Genomic DNA, 16778 nt, shown 5'->3' on the forward strand with positions numbered 1-16778 from the left:
TATGACACTGAATTTTACTCCTGGGGACCTAATCAAAGCACGCGGCCGGGAATGGGTAGCTTTGCCGACACCCGGGGAGGGGCTCCTCGCTCTACGCCCTCTCTCAGGTAACGAAAACGACATCGTCGTTCTCGCACCGGATCTCGAACTGACGCCTGTCGAAGCTGCTCGCTTTGACCTGCCGGACGATGCTCGCCCGACAGTCCAGTCAAAGGCGGCACTCCTTGCGGATTCGCTCCGGCTGACCCTTCGTCGCGGCGCGGGGCCGTTCCGCTCGGCCGCGCAGCTCTCATTCGAGCCGCGCAGCTACCAACTCGTCCCATTGTTGATGGCTTTGCGCCTCCAGGTGCCGCGCCTACTGATCGCTGACGACGTCGGCATCGGCAAAACGATCGAAGCGGGCCTGATTCTTCGCGAACTCATGGATCGTGGTGAGGTCGACGCCTTTTCGGTGTTATGCCCACCTCATCTCGTTGATCAGTGGATCATCGAGCTGAAGGACAGGTTCGGGATCGACGCTGTTGCCGTCACCTCCGGGACGGCCGCACGTCTGGAGCGAAATCTGCCGTTGGCGCAGACCTTGTTCGATGCTTACCCCTTCACAGTCGTCAGTCTCGACTACATCAAGGCCGAAAAGCGTCGCGATGGTTTTGCCAGGGCGTGCCCAGACTTCGTGATCGTAGATGAAGCCCATGCCTGCGTTGGGACCCATAAAGGGAGGCAGCAGCGCTTCGACTTGCTGCAAGGCCTTTCACGCGATCCCGAGCGTCGGCTGATCCTGCTGACAGCAACGCCGCATTCCGGGGATGAAGAAGCTTTCGCCCGGCTCCTGTCGTTGATCGACCGGGAGTTCGGTACCGTGAACTTTGATGACCCAAAGTACCGAGAGCGCCTTGCCAGACAATTCGTTCAGCGGCGACGCGTCGATCTCGTCGAGGGGGCATGGGACGAAAACCGTGCCTTCCCCAAGCACGAGACCACCGAATACTCGTACCCTCTGAACGACGAACATCGAGCATTTCATGAGGCCGTCCTCGATTATTGCTTCGCTGTCGTCTCTCGGGCGGGAGATAGGCAGAAGGATCGCCGTCTTGCCTTCTGGGGCACGCTGGCACTGATGCGCTGTGTCGGGTCATCTCCTGCTGCGGCAATGAGTGCGCTGCGAAATCGGGCGTCTAACGAAGATGAACGCCTCGAGCCGCAGATCTATGACGAGGATGGCGACGATGAAGACGCTGTCGACATCGAGCCGAACACGGTCTTCTCTAGCGATCCCGCGCTCCAAGGGCTGCTTGATAAGGCCACTGCGCTACTTTCAGCGGATGATCCCAAGCTGAATGCCCTCATCAAGGCCCTCAAGCCTTTGATCAAGGAAGGCGCGAACCCCGTCGTTTTCTGCCGCTACCTCGCGACGGCGGAACATGTGAAGGAAGGGCTTCGCAAAGCCTTCCCCAGACTGAACGTGCAAGCCGTGACGGGAGAGCTGACACCGGACGAACGCCGCGATCGCGTTGCCGAAATGGCGGCGGCGAATGTAGACGCCGACGAACAGCGTATTCTCGTCGCTACTGACTGCTTGTCCGAAGGTATCAACCTTCAGCAACTGTTCGACACGGTGATCCACTATGATCTCTCCTGGAATCCGACGCGCCATCAACAGCGTGAAGGCCGTGTGGATCGCTTCGGCCAGCCTGCCGAGCTCGTACGGTCGGTCATGATGTTTTCGCCCGATAGCGCGATCGACGGCGCCGTGCTTGACGTGATTCTCCGTAAAGCAGAGGAAATCCGAAAGGCGACTGGCGTTACTGTTCCGCTACCAGATGAGCGCGGACCGGTCACCGATGCGCTGATGGCCGCGATGATGCTTCGCCGCGGTGGCGGAGTCCAGCAGCAGCTCACCCTCGACCTTCAACTGAGAAACGGCATCCAAGTGATGGAGACCCGGTGGCGAGATGCAAGCGAAAATGAGAAGCGTTCGCGAGCTAGATTTGCACAGAATGCCATGAAACCGAGTGACGTCGCTCCGGAATGGGAGAAGGTCAAGTCTCTGCTCGGGTCACCGGATGAGACGCTTGAATTTGTCGAACGGGCCATGTCGCGGTTCGGAGTTCCGCTGGAAAAGAAGAAGTCATTGCAGCTCGCCCATGTGCATGCCCTTCAGCCCAGTCTGAAGGAAAAGCTGGAACAACTGGGCCTCAAGGGATCCATCAAGCTCGCAATGCAGGAGCCGGCACCGTCAGGGACATCCCTTCTGACTAGAACGCACCCGCTGACGTCCTCCTTGGCGGAAAGCCTCCTTGAAGCCTCGCTTGATAGTGAATCGCTGCCGGATCTGGGCATCGGTCGCGTGGGTGCCTGGCCGAGTGCCGCGGTCACCCAGATGACGCGCGTCGCACTCCTGCGCATTCGCTACAAGCTGACGGTTCATGCAAGACGCGAACGCCTTTTGCTGGCGGAAGAAGCGGCACTCGTTGCCCTCGACAGCAACACTGTTTTTGCTTCCGGCAGCAAGGCGCGCGAATTGCTCGCCTCCCCTGCGACCGCGGATCTCGCACCAGTTGCCCGTGATCGCATGATCAACGCGGCACGGATGGCACTTCCGGATCTGCTGGCCGGCCCCATTGCCGAGTTTGTTGGAAAGCGGGCCGCAGAGCTGGTTGAAGACCACGCGCGCCTGCGTGCCGCCGCAGGTTCGGCGTCTCGTGTCACAGTCGAGCCGATCATTCCCCCTGATGTCATTGGCCTCTTCGTGCTTGTTCCGGGGGAGGTGTAATCCATGGCGCGCAAAACCATCACCGACATGTCGGCATGGCCATCGCTAAGTCTTGAAGGCAACCTGATCGCTCCGGCAATGATCGCCAAGATCGATCAGCGCCAGGCGCCGGAGCAGTCCCCCGAGGACTATTCGGTTCGCAAGGGTCTGCAGATCCGCGAGGAAATCGCGACAGCCTTCCGTGTGGGCCAATCGCACTTTGACGCCTACGCGAAGATCGAGCACCCGTCGGCTGCCGCGACCACGCGCTTCATCTCCGGTTTATTCAGGGAGACCTTCGGGTATGCTGACCTCGCTGCCGCATCGGTACCGATTGCCTTGTCGGCCTCTGGTCGCGTGCCCATCGTGGTTGTCCCGCCGCAAGAGCAACTTGACCGACGCAGCCCGACGCTCTCGACGGATCGATCGCGCTCCCCAGCCTTCGCCCTTCAGGATCATCTGAACGACAGGGACGATGCCCTGTGGGGCATCGTGACCAACGGCTTGCAATTGCGGTTGATGCGCGACAATGCCTCGCTGACAAGACCTGCCTACATCGAGGCGGATCTGGCTCAGATGTTCACGAACGAAGACATCGCCTCCTTCGCTGTGCTCTGGCTTTTGATCCACCGCTCCCGCTTTGGCGCGGCGGAGACTCCCGCCACTGATTGCCCCCTTGAGCGTTGGCGCGATGCCGGCTCCAAGGAAGGCGAAGCTGCGCGTGATCGCCTTGCAGATCAGGTCCAGCTTGCCCTTAAGCTTCTCGGCTCCGGCTTTCTCGAAGCCAACCCGGATCTTGCTGCCAAACTGCACTCTGGAGAAGTGAACCTCACCGAGTGGTTCAACGAACTCCTGCGCCTTGTTTACCGCCTGATCTTCCTCATGGTGGCCGAAGACCGCAACCTGCTTCATCCGGAAAAGGCAAGGCCCGAGGCTCGCAACCTTTACGCCGAAGGATACTCGCTTCAGTCGCTGCGCAAGCAATGCTATCGCGCCGCCACTTGGGACAAACACCGTGACCGTTATGAGGGCATGAAGGTTGTGTTCCACGCCCTGAGGCATGGCCAGCCTGCTCTCGCATTGCCCGCCCTCGGCGGGCTCTTCGCCGAAGACAGACTACCCCACCTTGAAACCGCCCGACTGCGCAACCGGGCCTTCATGGAGGCGCTCTATCGCCTCTCCTGGCTCGCCGACAGAAACGGCATGGTGCCGGTCAATTGGCGCGCGATGGAGACCGAGGAATTGGGTTCAGTCTATGAATCTCTCCTCGAACTCCAGCCGCAGTTGGGCGATGACGGCAAGACGCTGGTCTTCGCGTCCGAGGCGGCCGAGCAAAAGGGCAATCAGCGCAAGACCACCGGCTCTTACTACACGCCCGACAGCCTCGTTCAGGCGCTGCTCGACACAGCCCTCGACCCCGTCCTCGACAAGACCGAGGCAGAGGCAGACGATCCCGCCAAGGCGCTGCTCAAGCTTTCGGTCATCGACCCCGCATGCGGCTCGGGCCACTTCCTGCTGGCAGCCGCCCGCCGCATCGCGACACGGGTTGCGCGCATCCGGGCCGAAGGCACACCATCGCTCGCCGACTTCCGCCATGCGCTGCGCGATGTCGCGCGCTGCTGCATCCACGGAGTGGACCGCAACCCGATGGCGGTCGAGCTGACCAAGGTCGCGCTCTGGATCGAGACGGTGGACCCCGGCCTTCCCCTCGGCTTCTTCGACGCGCAGATCCGCTGCGGCGATGCCCTGCTCGGCGTCTTCGACCTGCAGGTGCTGCAGGACGGCATCCCCGATGCCGCCTACAAGCCGCTGACGGGTGACGACAAGGATACAGCGAAATACTACCTGCAAGCCAACCGCGCCGCGACATCCGGTCAGGGCGGATTCGATTTCGGCACTGGCCAGGCCACGATGCCCGGGATGAAACCGCTGGCGCTGGACTTCTCGGGCTTTCGCGACCTGCCCGAGGATACCGTGGAAGAGATCGGGGCCAAGGCCAAGCGTTTCAAGGAACTGCGCAAGGGGCAGACCTTTGTCCGCGCCAAAGCTGCGGCGGACCTTTATGTGGCGGCCTTCCTGCTGCCAAAGGTCGGCGGTGCACCGGCGGGGGCCTCGGCCCGCACCGTGCCGACGACCGAGGAACTATGGATGGCCCTCAACCAGGGCAACATGCGCCAAGCGATGGTCGAGGCGCCCAAGGCTGCCCGCAAAGCCCGAGCCTTTCACTGGCCACTAGAATTCCCCGATGTGATTCAGCGCGGCGGGTTCGACGTGGTACTCGGAAATCCTCCTTGGGAGGTCATGCAATTCAGCGATGAGGAGTTCTTTGCAGGGCCGGCACCTGAAATTGCAACGCTTGCAGGAGCTAGTCGAAAACTCGCCTTGGCGACGCTCGAAACAAGGAACCCGCTTCTTTGGACCTATTACCGTTCAGCTCTGAGGGGAGTCGAGGGATCCAAGGAGTTTGTTAAATCTTCAGAACGCTTTTCGCTTACAGCGCACGGAAAGCTGAATCTCTATGCCTTGTTTGCCGAGTTGGCTTTGAACCTCATTCGCAAGAATGGCCGTTGTGGCGTGATCGTTCAAAGCGGTATCGCGACGGACGACGGAAACAAGCGTTTCTTTGACCACTTGGTGGCAAGTCGACTTCTTATTTGTCTTTATGATTTTGAGAACAAAGAGGGCCTGTTCCCAATTCATCGGGCTATGAAATTCTCGCTTTTGACAATCGGAAGCGGCGCAATGCAAGCAGATTTGGTATTTTTTGCTACGAACATTGCCCAAATTGCCGACAGTAGAAAGCGATTTAGATTGTCTTTTGAAGAAATTAGCCTGATTAACCCGAATACACGTACTTGCCCTGTATTCAGGTCAAATTTTGACGCCGACCTTACAAAGAAAATTTATGAAAATTCACAGTGCTTGATAGATGAAACGGTAGTCCTAGCTGACCGCTGGCACATAGATCTTTCTCGAATTTTGAATTTAACCGACGACAGCAGTTTATTTAGCACGCAAGAAAATTTAGTGAGTATTGGCGCCACGTTAGATGGAAACATCTGGTCGGGGAAAGATGGTGAAGAGTACTTTCCTCTGTTTGAACCAAAGATGATCCATCACTATGATCATCGCTGGGCGAGCTATGATTTTCGGACAGATACCTTCTCGGATGTTTCGCAACGCGACCATTTGTCTCCAAACTATAGCGCGCTGCCGCGCTGGTGGGTCGAAAGTACACAAATCAATCAGTGGCTCATCGAGCGGAACTGGTCAGCAAAGTGGCTGTTCGGATGGCGCGACACTACCAACGCTATGAACGAACGAACAACTATTGCCACGGTGTTTCCCGTTTGTGCGCTGGGCAACAACCTACCACTAATAATATTTGGTAAGGAGCATCTGCCCACTGATTGCGCCGTTCTAGTAGCAAACTTGGGCTCGCTGCCGCTAGACTATGCGGCGAGGCAGAAAGTTGGTGGTACGCACTTGAACTACTTCATATTGAAGCAGCTTCCGGTGGTTCCACCCTCCATGTACGATCAGGAAAGCCTCGACTTCATCGTGCCTCGAGTGCTGGAACTCACCTACACCTCGCACAGCCTCGCCCCCTTCGCCCGCGATCTGGGGTATGACGGGCCGCCCTTTGCCTGGGATGAGGACCGTCGCGCCCACCTGCGCGCCGATCTTGACGCCTTCTACGCCCGCGCATACGGCCTGACCCGCGAGGAGCTGCGCTACATCCTCGATCCCGCCGACGTAAAAGGCCCCGACTACCCGTCGGAAACCTTCCGCGTCCTCAAGGAAAAGGAAGTCCGCCAACACGGCGAATACCGCACCCGCCGCCTTGTTCTCGAGGCCTGGGACAGGATGGAAGCCTGCGGTGAGTTCAGCGCGATGGGGATGTGACGCATGGCCGAGGATCGCATAGAAGTCAGCCGGGGCGGGCTCGCACGGCTCCACTCAGTTCCGGAGGACTTCGTCCGTGCCGAGATTGCCCGGACCGGCGGGGTAGCCATCGACGAGCTGCGCGCGCTCGTCAAAGAGAAGCAAGTGTTGCCTGCGCTCAGGAAGATGCGGGCCGGACTGTTTGATCGGCTGGATGGGCATTCATGCTTGTGATCGAGAGGCCCCAATCCTTCGTCACCCACCAGGAATGCGACAAGGTCGCATTTCAGAACGGTTTTCGCCGGACACATGGCGAAATCGATGGTTGGCGGCATTACACCTCGACGACAGCGCAAGGTTCGCTCTGGCTCGCACGCGATAACAATGGTGGCTGGCTCCTCGCGATTGATCACCCGGGCGTCGTCGCGGAGATCGACCTGGAACCTACCGATGCAGGAGGACCCGGCATCGCGCGTTTTGGGTTCGCTGACTTGGGTTTGCTTTATGCGGCGATGCCGCGCACTTACCAGCTCGCGGTGAGCCTCCCGGATGCGCCGCTTCAGGAGTTCCTTCAGGAGACGAAGGGTCTTCCGAAAACGACCGAAGCGGAGCGACTTGTGGTCCAACGGGTCGGGCAGGACATTTTTCGCGAGCGATTGATGGAATACTGGCAGGGACGCTGCCCCTTGACGGGTATTGCTGACAAGGCACTTCTGCGTGCCTCCCACATCAAGCCTTGGAAAGACTGCGACAGCGATGCTGAGCGGCTCGACGTCCACAATGGCCTGCTTCTGTCAGCCCTCTGGGATACCGCATTTGATAGTGGTCTCGTGAGTTTCGATGATGCAGGTAGGCCGCTCTTCTCGCCCGCGCTCAGCCTGGATGGCAAGGCATTCCTCCGTTGGGACAAGCCCCTTCCGTTGAGCGATAAGCATCGTGAGAAACTGGCGTGGCATCGAGCTGCATTTTCGTATGCGGCAGAATAAGTGCCGACGCACCAGCCAAACCGCTCGCGGCAACAGCGGAAATAATTTCCGCGTCCTCACCCCTTGAACACGCGCTCGCGATGATACTGCAGGAACTGCGAATGCGGCCGTTCGTCCGGCCTTGAGGGGACGAGCAGGCGCCGCTCCGGATTTATGACCCGCGTGACGGTGTCGGGTGCGCCGCCGCCCGCGATCAGCAAGCTGTAGTCATCATCAACCGAGATCAGCCCACGGTCGAACATCCAGTGCACTGTGCCGGAGAGTGCGAGGCCGTTTCGCACGCTGTCAGGGCCACCGTCCGCCACCGGACGAATGTGAGCCGCCTGGACTTCCGATCGTCCGCCGCCGTTGATGAGCTTGAGGCCGGTGGCGGCGCAGGTATCGTGGTAGGCCGTCTTTATGGCCGCGGCGAAGGCGCGGTCCCGGAAGGGGCGTTGAAGCACCTGGGTGACTATGCGGCGATCGATGGTGTTGACCTCATAGGTCATCTGCGGGTTGTCACCAAAAACCGATGCATGCTTCCTCGGCCGGATCCGGCGCAGTGCGTAACCGGTCACGTTGCCCGAGAACATGAGCGAAGCCCGCGGCAAGGACCAGATCATACGCGGCGTCGGAGATGTTTCGGACGGCGCGGCCGAACGCGCCCTTGTTGGTCGAGCCGTCCTCCTTGCGCAGGCCACTCTCGTAGTAATAGTCCGCCTCCCTGAACGGGACGGCACGATCGAAGGGAAGGAAATCTTCGATCAGCGCGTAGAAGTGATCGGGCTTCGATGGATCCTCAATGATGTCGACGATCCGGGCTGTCGCGAAATAGGTCTGTCTGCCGCCAGACTTCATCAGGTCGCCGCTCGGACGCCTCGGTTCATAATAGATGATCCAGTCCCCGCGGGCCGCCTCGACCTGGCGCAAATAAGTTCGCGGAAAATGATACCGCTGCTCCGGGAGATCGTCGTAGCTCGGATCGACTTTGGTGGTCAGTATGGCCTTCGCCATCGATGGATGCGCTCTCTCGCAAAAAAATGAGGCTCTATGGAACTTGCTACCAGGTGACAGGGTGTCGTGAAAGGGTCCCCGCAGGTGCTGCTTTCCGGCTCAGTTTTCGTCGCTTCAGCGCACGTATTAATTGTGCACGTTGCTTGGGCCTCACGCAAGCAAGATTCTTTTCGCACGTGGAGAAAATGACGTGAAGTACAGTATTATAGGTATTAATTTCAACATTTTACTTGGATACATTAATTTACCAAAACCATAGATTGGTAGATATCTTTGTGTGTGCTTGAGATAATAGTGAGGTAAGGGCAGATAAGCTTTTACTTATTTCAATCTCTTTGGAGTTTAACATGAACAAGACTACCCACATGAATGCTCTCTCGTCCTCCGCCCGCACGTTTTACGAAGCCAATCCGGTTACGGAAGACGTGAAGAGCCTGCTTGAAGAGACAGCCGTGTTCCTTATCGGCGTGACTCGCCGTTCGACTGAAGAGGCCTTCGAGCTCGGTGAGCGCCTTGAACACGCAGCCGCGCTTCTTCCGGAAGGTACTCTGGAAAAGTGGGCGGTCGCGCGCTGCGGTTATACCGCGCGTCACGTCCGGACCCAGCGCGCAGTGTTTCGCAATCTGGCTCGTTACAAGGACATTCTGGTGGAACTGGCCGTCGGTCCGACGGTCCTTGGAAAACTGAGCGCTGCGGAGCCGGAGCAGATCGAACAGGCAATCGGCTTTGCTGCGCAGAATGGAAAGCTGAGGGTGCTCGACGTCGCAGCGATTGTGGCCAGCTCGAAAAACCAGGTCGACCCGAAGCCGCAGGCCGATCCGTACGATGTCGGGGGTCTTGAGGGACTGAAAGCGATCATCGCGGTCAAGGTTCGGGATGGCATCAAAGCCTTCATCGGGCATCTTGAAATGATCCGCGCGCATGTCAGTGAGGCGTTGCCGAAGAAGAACATCGTCAAGAAGACGCTCGCCGAGAAGACACATCTGACGGCACGTCTCGCCTACCGCGAGCTTGAAAGTCTGGCACAGTTCGTCATGCCGCATCCGAACGACAAGCACACGATGTGGCCCATCAGCTTGCCTCCGAAATCTGGTTGGGAAAAGATTAGTCGGTTGCTCTTCAAAATGAGTAGCGAGACCCACTGGCCCGACAAGGCCGAGCTCCGGATTTGGCTGGAAACCGAGGTGGTGCCCTTGTTGGATTGGGCGACCTCGAAGGCTATTGCTCCTGCCTGGCCAAGTGCGGAAACCCGCGAGGTGTCGAACACCAACGTTCCGACGGACATCGATGCGAACAAGCCAGTTCTGGCGGCGGTCAAGGGCAGTGATGATCCGGGTCGGGCGGATACTGCGTCGGTGGAAGAGCGGCTGAAGTCCATCGCTGCGGCTTTCGGCGCCGAAGCCACGGTGGAACTGCCGGCGGCATCCAGTCAGATCTTGCCGGACGATTCGATCCCGACTCTGAGCGAAGCCTTGGCTGAGCCGCCTAAGGCTGTCAAATGGCCCGCCTTTCTTGGCCCTAAGGCTGCCGCCAAAAAAACCAACGACGGAACCGCATCTGCGGCCTGATAGGGGTGCGGGGCTTGGAGCCCGGAAGCAAGCTTCCATCAAAGCCAAGAGGGCCGCATGTCGGCCCTTTTCCATTTGCTTTCCGAAGGGCGATCAGCACGCCAGGCCCGATCAGGTTGGGCTCTGGAAACGCACATCGGTTTGGGGGCTGTGAGCTCGGCGTTAACCTTGGACCGGTTTTGTTCTCTTTTTCCCTGGCGGGTCCTTGAGCCCGGCCGCCGGTCCTGCCAGGTTGGGGCTGTTCGGAAGACCGAACACAAAACGGCCCGAGCCGATGCGCCAACATCGACAAGGGCCTGACCTTCAGCCTTCTCTTGAAAGGAATCGGGCTATGACTACGTTTACATCGACGCTCCCCACGGGGGAAGTTCTCCGTTCGACCATCAACGTCGACTTCGCCACCGCGTCGACCTTCGGATCGCGCCAGCGCCCTCTGGGCCTCGGCCGCGTTTCGGCTCTTACCGCAGGGTCCATCAGCGAACCGGCAAGTCTGCGCCGCCACCCGCACATCGTCCGCTTCGCCAACGTCGAGGCTGATCTCGACCTGCTGATCGATCGCGCCATTGCGGCGATTGCCGACGGCGAGCCGATCGAGGACGAGATCCTCGGACACTATGTTCACATCGCCTCGCTTGTGCGCGCCGTTTCGTTCCGCGAAGGCAAGCTGCTTGAACAGGCGGTCGAGTGCCTGGCGAAAGCCAACCCCAACGTGACGGTGCTGTCGCAGTCGTTGAAACTGCCGTTGGTCAAGGCGGCGCTTGAAGCCGTCGCCGGCAACGACTGGTCCTGCCTCGATGGCATCAAGCTCGATTGCGAGGCGCCGGCCAAGGGCAGCTACACGCCGGACCTCATCATCGTGAACCGTGCGCGGCATATCGCCTACATCCTCGACCTCAAGCGTTCGCTCGCCTCGTACGGTGACACCAGTCGTCTTGAAGAGTTGAAGATGAAGATGATGGCCTCGGCAATGGTGCTGCCGGACTGGCTCTACAAGAACCACAAGCGCATGATGGTCGACACCGTCGAGGTCGCCATCGTCGATGGCGCCAGCCGCCCGAGCGATCATGCCACCGGCATCTGGGCGTTGTCCGAGATCGACGACCTGCTGGAGATTGATGGTGTCGCCGCGTGCATGGCTGAACTGCGCCTGCGCTTTGGTCGTCGTGTGCAGCAGCTTCTCGAGACGGTCGCGCGCAAGGCGCTCGGTGTCGTGGAGATCGCCGTGTCGGATGCGGCGTCGGCCTTGTCTGCCAAGGCGCGGATCGCGCTGAATGGTCCGACGCTGAGCTATGAAGACGAGCAGGCGATGGCGGCGCAGGATGAGGACGACGGCTTCGATGAGCTCGGTTGCTTCGATGAGGACCAGGACGACGAACCGGAACCGGTCCGTATCAAGGTTGGCTTTGCCCGTCGTCCCCGCGGGCACTGATCTGTCAGTCATCCGACGGCACTGATCTCGGCCGTGCCATCAGGCGCGCGGCCGGCTTCCCATCCTTCCATTCCGAGAACGCCGGATGCCAATGTGCTCCGGCGAGGAGATCCTCATGTCCATCGATACAGACCGCCCGTCTGTGGCCGCCTTCCGATGTGAAACGGTCACGCCCGATACCGTCGCGCCGCCTTGCCGTCATAGCAGGCTGGCGACTATCCCTCACTTTCAAGCGACTGGCGTCGGTCACACCGATAACCGCCGCGACCATCCCGCCATCCTGATCGGCCTCGCGCTCGCCTGCGTTCGCCAAGGACCACCGGTGCCCGTGCCCTTGATTGCCAAGTTGGGTGCACTTGCCGATCATGACGACGCCGCCTGCCGCCTCGTGCTCGACTGGCTTCGAACCCGCAATCGGAATCTCGGTCTGCTCCCGGACGAGCATCGGACCGGGTCTGCTCCGGCTGTCATGACCGCGAAGACACAGGCAGTCTTTCGCTCTATCGGCGAACGCGTGCAGGCAGGCTCTTCGAAACCGGGTCACCTTGATGGACGTCGGCGCATGCGGACACGGCCGCGCGATCCGGTGACGATCGTTGAGACGGCAATTATTGCCGCGGAGACAGGAGGGCGCGCCGATGGATAAACTCACTCGTCTGTTCGTCCATCGCCTGCGGCATCTTGCGCGCCGCGAGGCGCGCAGCATCGCTCTGCGAAACGGTCTGCTCGAGGCTAAGGTCATTGATGTCGATGGCCATCTGCTTTGCCGTTACAGCCCCGCCTTCGACACGGCAGGTCTATCAGGCGATCCGGTTCGCGATGGTCCCTGGTTCCAGCGGAATTTTGGCAAAGGGATCGTTGCGTCAGAAGCCAAGGGCAATCTCAATCCAGAAGCAAACGGCGAGGTCGGCGTGACGGTGGAGACCATCGACAAGACGCTTCGCTCGCCGCTGGTTGCCTTCCCACGGAAGCGTCGCAGCGCAAATGCAGAGGAGGTGACACTGGCCAACGGCATCGATCGGCGTGCCTACGCGGTTGGGCTTGTCGATCAGGCGGCCGCAGTGCCGCTGGTCAGTCATGTCGTGGTGACCCTGGTGTTGGCGCGTGCGGTGCGCAGTAGCAGCAGGTCACTACGGGAGATCGTTCACATTCTGACGCGCGTGACGTCGGTCGTCACGCTGAATGCGCCACTCGACGGCTTCGAGCGGGAAGTGCTGCGGCTGCTGGAAAAGTCTCCAATGGTGCCGGGCGGTCCGTTCGCCATCATCGATGCCGATCATATGTTCAACGACGATCACTTCGATGTTCACGACGGGGAGGTTCGCAAACGTCTTGTGGTGTTCTCAGGCGCCGGGGTGCATCGTGTCACCGGCAACGCCCTGCGTCGGAGAATGATCAGCGCGCTCTCGCGCGAGTTCCCGATCCTTGCCGTTGCGGAAAAACGATCGGACATTCCCTCCCTGCTGCGGATCTCCGCCGACCTGTCGCTGGAGACGGGAAAGCTTGATCGGAGGTTCGTCGCCGACTTGGTCGAGGTGTTTTATCCGGACGTGGCAATCGAGACGTTGGGCTGGCCGGCGGATGCCGATGCGCGCTGGTTGTCGCTGGAGGATCTGGTTCTTGCCTTCCGTCCGGGTCGGCACATCAGGGACGTGCTGCACGTCCTTGCGATCCTCATCGAGCGGAATCGCGGCGACTCTGAAGACGAGGACAGCGACGACGAGGAAGGCAGTGCAAGTGGCGACAACGTCTCTTCCTCCGGAACAAGGGGATCACGGACAGCTCCTTCCAATACCGAGAAGACGTCAGGTTCAGACGAAAAGCCGAAGCCCACTGACACTGAAAGCAACGGCCGCTGGAAGAAGGACAAGCCGTCTGGCGCCGAAGTGATCCAGCCGGAGCCTCCACTGAGGGCGGACGAGACTGGCCACAAGCCGCCGCTGACTGTCGAGGCTATCTCCGGATATGGCAGGGCGAAGGACTGGGCGCTCGATCTCAAAGTCGACCTCGATGACTACCGCGCGAGCATCCTATCGTGGTCGGAGATGAGCACCAAGCTGCTGCTATCAGGCCCACCCGGCACCGGCAAGACGACCTTTGCCCGGGCGCTGTGCAACAGCCTACAGGTTCCGCTGGTCGTCACCTCCGTTTCCACCTGGCTGCAAGGTGGACATCTGAACGACGTGATCGAGAAGATGGCCAAGACCTTCATCGAGGCGCGGGCCATGGCACCGGCGATCCTGTTCATCGACGAGATCGACGGTATCGGCAAGCGGCAGCCCGCTGAGCGAGAATACTCAGACTATTGGAATGCCGTCGTCAACAAGGCGCTGGAGCTGCTCGACGGTGCGGTCAAGAGCGAAGGATTGATCATCGTCGGCGCCACCAACCGGCCCGACGATATCGACGAGGCGATCAAGCGCTCCGGACGGCTGGAGACTCATATCGAAATCCCAAAGCCCGACGTCCCGACGCTTGCGGAAATCCTTGCCCATCATCTCGGTGACGATGTGAAGGCACTGATTGAGGAGCCGGAAGCCGACGCCGGCTCAGATACCGATGATGGCTTCTCACTGAAGAAGATTGTCGCCGACCATCTGAGGGATGAAGCCGAGATTGAACGGAAGGGAACAGGCCGATGACCACGACACAGCATGCCAACACGACGGACACGGATGTTGCTGGGCACGCGATCTTGCGGCGTCTCGCCACGCGGGCCATGGGCCTGACGGGTGCCGATATCGAGCGCGTCGTCCGGGAGGCGCGATTGAAGGCGCGACGCGGCAAGCGGGCGATCACCTACGTAGACATCGAAGAGGGTATCCGCGGTAATCGTCCACAGGTGCCCTACAATTTGCGTTGGCGCTGGGCGTTCCATGAAGCGGGGCACGCCGTTGTCCATCACGTGCTCGATCTTGGTCCCGTTCGCGGCCTCAATATCGACACCGGCAAGGGTGGTTATAATCTGGTGGGCTTCCATCTCTGGGCGGCCGATACCCGCGATTGGTACGAAAACATGCTGACCATGCTGATGGCCGGGCGGGCTGCTGAGCAACTCACTCTCAAGCGCATCTCCGCTGGATCCGGTGGTACCGAAGACAGCGATCTCGCACGGGCCACGCGGCTTGCCTTCGACATGGAACGCATCCTCGGCTTCGGGGCCGAGCATCCGCTGCTCTATCGTCCCCATCGCGATCCGGGCGCGGTTCTCGATGGCGATCCTGAACTGGCGGCGCGCGTTCATGCCAGGTTGGAAGCGGCGCTCGACCGGGCAGGGACGATCCTTAGGCGACGCCGGCCGACCTTCAATGCCCTCGCCAAGGCGTTGTTCGAAGCGCAGGCCATGGATGAAAGTGCGGTGCTACAAATTTTGACAGACGGTGATCCGCCGCCGTAAAGCTGGTAGTCGTCATGCGGTAGTGAGGAAAGTCGGAGGGCGGGATGGGCGTAACGGTCGTTGCCCATTGCGATTGGAGCATGGATCCGAAAAAACGCTGGATGGCTGTGGCCATCAAGCGCGGCGGACATTGGCATGTTCTGTCGCCGGAACTCGTCGGTGACACATCGAGCTTGTTCGATCGGCTGCAGCGCCGCGCGGTAGAGCCAGGCTCGCTCGTCATCGGCTTCGACTTCCCCATCGGCCTGCCGGAGTTCTATGCGCGAGCAGCGGGTCTTGGCACTTTCCGAGAGGCTCTGACATTGTTCGGCTCCGGGATTTGGTCGGATTGGTACAATGTCGCCGATCATCGCGACCGTATCTCACTGCATCGGCCGTTCTATCCCATCCGCCCTGGCGGCACAGCGCGTGCCCATCTGTTCGACGCTCTTGGGATTTCTGACGCGTCGTCGATCCTGCGCATCTGCGAGCGGGCGACCGCCGATCGGCAGGCCGCCTGCATGCTGTTTTGGACGCTTGGCGGCAATCAGGTCGGCAAAGGCGCGATCTCGGGATGGCGGGAAATCATCGTTCCGAGACTGGACGAGATTGGACTGTGGCCTTTCGACGGCAGCGTGTCCGAACTCGCCAACAGCAAGCCAGTCGTCCTCACCGAGACATATCCTGGCGACGTGTACCGTCAGATCGGTATGCCTCGAACTGGCTGGAGCAAGCGGCGTCAGGCGGACCGAATCCGAATGGGACACAGTATAAGACCTTGGCTTGCAGCACGGCCGGACCTCGATACCGATCTGCTGCAACCGTCAATCGACGATGGCTTTGGTTCGGACAAGGCAGGTGAGGATCGTTTCGATGCCGCCATCGGGCTTTTCGGCATGCTTGACGTCGTTGACGGCCGGCGGGATGAAGGCGTTCCGCCGATTGACGCTATCAGAAGGTTGGAAGGCTGGATATTCGGCCATCATCGTGATGATGTGATGTGACTTGGAATGAATTGCGGAACGTTTTCGGCAACGCACGTCAAGTCTCCGGCAACCTGAAACAAATTGCGCTCATTTGATTCTGGGTTCGACAGTTTTGATTCGGAATTCGAATATTCTGATTCACCAACGCCGTTCGCGGCTGATCGAGTCATCCTGACATGAGATGACGTGCCCGCAACTCAAGAAAAATTGCGGTCATTTGATTCAATGTTCTGAGCCATCGATTCAAAAATCGATATTTCCGATTCGGCGGAATAGGGCTTGCGCCGACACGCCGGTCCCCTGACCATTGATAACAGGTCAAGGATTGGGAGAAGGCAGCATGAACCTTAAGACAGCACGGCGGCGGCAGAAGGCACTTCGCGACGCCAACAGAATGGCCAGGCGGCCGGATAGGGACGATGTGGCCCGGGTGGCACTGTTCTGGCTGATCCGGCGGGCGATCGACAAGGGCCAGCAGGCCGAGCTTGAGAAGTTCCGGACCAAGATCGTTTCGATGTTGGTCGATCAGGGGTTCGATGAGCGCGAAAGCGACGCGGTGTTTGACGATCTGATCGCCAGATACCGAACGGGCGGCTCGCCCTTCCGCCGAAAAATTCATCTGCTCTATCCCGACGGAGCCGACCAGGAAGTCTGAGCGACACGCCCAACCTGGTCTGCCGTTGTCGAATTGGCTTGCTTGGCGGGTACAATGCACGCCTGACGGCGTTTGGCGAAATGGCGACTTCTCCCCCCATTACTTCGTAAAACGCCGTTTGATTCTGAATCGGAATTCCAGAGAAGCA

General features: G+C 59.7%; 13 protein-coding genes. 10 read left to right on the plus strand and 3 right to left on the minus strand.

The window, feature by feature from the left end; translation table 11 throughout:
• Position 1: 1 nt before the first annotated feature.
• From LPJGGPFB_RS05540 to LPJGGPFB_RS05555, 4 genes are read left to right on the plus strand one after another with little or no spacing between them, the layout of a single operon-like run.
• Complete coding sequence (locus LPJGGPFB_RS05540; protein ID WP_173419089.1) at positions 2-2773, plus strand: DEAD/DEAH box helicase; 2772 nt, start codon at positions 2-4, stop codon at positions 2771-2773.
• Positions 2774-2776: 3 nt separating this feature from the next.
• Positions 2777-6658, plus strand: a complete 3882-nt coding sequence (locus tag LPJGGPFB_RS05545) for an Eco57I restriction-modification methylase domain-containing protein (RefSeq protein ID WP_173419090.1) — start codon at positions 2777-2779, stop codon at positions 6656-6658.
• A gap of 3 nt (positions 6659-6661) precedes the next feature.
• Positions 6662-6871 (plus strand): hypothetical protein, encoded by a 210-nt coding sequence (locus tag LPJGGPFB_RS05550; RefSeq protein WP_173419091.1) that lies wholly within the window; start codon positions 6662-6664, stop codon positions 6869-6871.
• Positions 6862-7623 (plus strand): HNH endonuclease, encoded by a 762-nt coding sequence (locus tag LPJGGPFB_RS05555; protein WP_210264353.1) that lies wholly within the window; start codon positions 6862-6864, stop codon positions 7621-7623. The genes LPJGGPFB_RS05550 and LPJGGPFB_RS05555 overlap by 10 nt, the downstream gene beginning before the upstream one ends.
• A 56-nt stretch (positions 7624-7679) precedes the next feature.
• Here the strand turns inward: LPJGGPFB_RS05555 and LPJGGPFB_RS32935 are convergent, their stop codons facing one another.
• Together LPJGGPFB_RS32935 and LPJGGPFB_RS32940 are read right to left on the minus strand one after the other, a co-directional pair.
• Positions 7680-8111, minus strand: coding sequence for an HNH endonuclease (locus tag LPJGGPFB_RS32935; protein ID WP_234902770.1), 432 nt, complete (start codon positions 8109-8111; stop codon positions 7680-7682).
• A gap of 10 nt (positions 8112-8121) precedes the next feature.
• Entirely contained in the window at positions 8122-8532 is a 411-nt protein-coding gene (locus LPJGGPFB_RS32940) for a hypothetical protein (RefSeq protein ID WP_234902771.1), read from the minus strand.
• A 431-nt stretch (positions 8533-8963) separates the two neighbouring features.
• On the opposite strand from LPJGGPFB_RS32940, the gene LPJGGPFB_RS05565 reads away from it, so the two are divergent.
• Entirely contained in the window at positions 8964-10184 is a 1221-nt protein-coding gene (locus tag LPJGGPFB_RS05565; protein WP_173419092.1) for a hypothetical protein, read from the plus strand.
• 331 nt (positions 10185-10515) lie between these two features.
• Positions 10516-11613 (plus strand): hypothetical protein, encoded by a 1098-nt coding sequence (locus LPJGGPFB_RS05570; protein WP_173419093.1) that lies wholly within the window; start codon positions 10516-10518, stop codon positions 11611-11613.
• A gap of 4 nt (positions 11614-11617) precedes the next feature.
• Here the strand turns inward: LPJGGPFB_RS05570 and LPJGGPFB_RS05575 are convergent, their stop codons facing one another.
• Positions 11618-12058 carry a hypothetical protein gene (locus tag LPJGGPFB_RS05575; RefSeq protein ID WP_173419094.1) on the minus strand — a complete coding sequence of 147 codons (441 nt, stop codon included), beginning with the start codon at positions 12056-12058 and terminating at the stop codon, positions 11618-11620.
• 193 nt (positions 12059-12251) lie between these two features.
• Between LPJGGPFB_RS05575 and LPJGGPFB_RS05580 the strand changes: the two genes are divergently transcribed.
• From LPJGGPFB_RS05580 to LPJGGPFB_RS05595, 4 genes are all read left to right on the plus strand, one after another.
• A complete protein-coding gene (locus LPJGGPFB_RS05580; RefSeq protein ID WP_173419095.1) occupies positions 12252-14255 on the plus strand; it encodes an AAA family ATPase in 2004 nt (667 codons plus the stop codon).
• A complete protein-coding gene (locus LPJGGPFB_RS05585) occupies positions 14252-15010 on the plus strand; it encodes an ATP-dependent metallopeptidase FtsH/Yme1/Tma family protein (RefSeq protein WP_173419096.1) in 759 nt (252 codons plus the stop codon). Before LPJGGPFB_RS05580 ends, LPJGGPFB_RS05585 begins: the two co-directional genes overlap by 4 nt.
• Positions 15011-15054: 44 nt before the next feature.
• Positions 15055-15993, plus strand: a complete 939-nt coding sequence (locus LPJGGPFB_RS05590) for a DUF429 domain-containing protein (protein WP_173419097.1) — start codon at positions 15055-15057, stop codon at positions 15991-15993.
• A 322-nt stretch (positions 15994-16315) separates the two neighbouring features.
• Positions 16316-16630 carry a hypothetical protein gene (locus LPJGGPFB_RS05595; protein ID WP_173419098.1) on the plus strand — a complete coding sequence of 105 codons (315 nt, stop codon included), beginning with the start codon at positions 16316-16318 and terminating at the stop codon, positions 16628-16630.
• Positions 16631-16778 lie beyond the last annotated feature (148 nt).

The organism is Ensifer adhaerens (assembly GCF_013283195.1).
Classification (GTDB): domain Bacteria; phylum Pseudomonadota; class Alphaproteobacteria; order Rhizobiales; family Rhizobiaceae; genus Ensifer; species Ensifer adhaerens_G.

Excerpts from the sequence above, each read along its gene's own strand:
- LPJGGPFB_RS32935 (WP_234902770.1), bottom strand. The coding sequence starts at position 8,111 with ATGACCTATGAGGTCAACACCATCGATCGCCGCATAGTCACCCAGGTG.
- LPJGGPFB_RS05545 (WP_173419090.1), top strand. The coding sequence starts at position 2,777 with ATGGCGCGCAAAACCATCACCGACATGTCGGCATGGCCATCGCTAAGT.
- LPJGGPFB_RS05540 (WP_173419089.1), top strand. The coding sequence starts at position 2 with ATGACACTGAATTTTACTCCTGGGGACCTAATCAAAGCACGCGGCCGG.
- LPJGGPFB_RS05590 (WP_173419097.1), top strand. The coding sequence starts at position 15,055 with ATGGGCGTAACGGTCGTTGCCCATTGCGATTGGAGCATGGATCCGAAA.
- LPJGGPFB_RS05575 (WP_173419094.1), bottom strand. The coding sequence starts at position 12,058 with ATGCTCGTCCGGGAGCAGACCGAGATTCCGATTGCGGGTTCGAAGCCA.
- LPJGGPFB_RS05585 (WP_173419096.1), top strand. The coding sequence starts at position 14,252 with ATGACCACGACACAGCATGCCAACACGACGGACACGGATGTTGCTGGG.
- LPJGGPFB_RS05595 (WP_173419098.1), top strand. The coding sequence starts at position 16,316 with ATGAACCTTAAGACAGCACGGCGGCGGCAGAAGGCACTTCGCGACGCC.
- LPJGGPFB_RS05555 (WP_210264353.1), top strand. The coding sequence starts at position 6,862 with ATGCTTGTGATCGAGAGGCCCCAATCCTTCGTCACCCACCAGGAATGC.
- LPJGGPFB_RS05570 (WP_173419093.1), top strand. The coding sequence starts at position 10,516 with ATGACTACGTTTACATCGACGCTCCCCACGGGGGAAGTTCTCCGTTCG.
- LPJGGPFB_RS05565 (WP_173419092.1), top strand. The coding sequence starts at position 8,964 with ATGAACAAGACTACCCACATGAATGCTCTCTCGTCCTCCGCCCGCACG.
- LPJGGPFB_RS05580 (WP_173419095.1), top strand. The coding sequence starts at position 12,252 with ATGGATAAACTCACTCGTCTGTTCGTCCATCGCCTGCGGCATCTTGCG.
- LPJGGPFB_RS05550 (WP_173419091.1), top strand. The coding sequence starts at position 6,662 with ATGGCCGAGGATCGCATAGAAGTCAGCCGGGGCGGGCTCGCACGGCTC.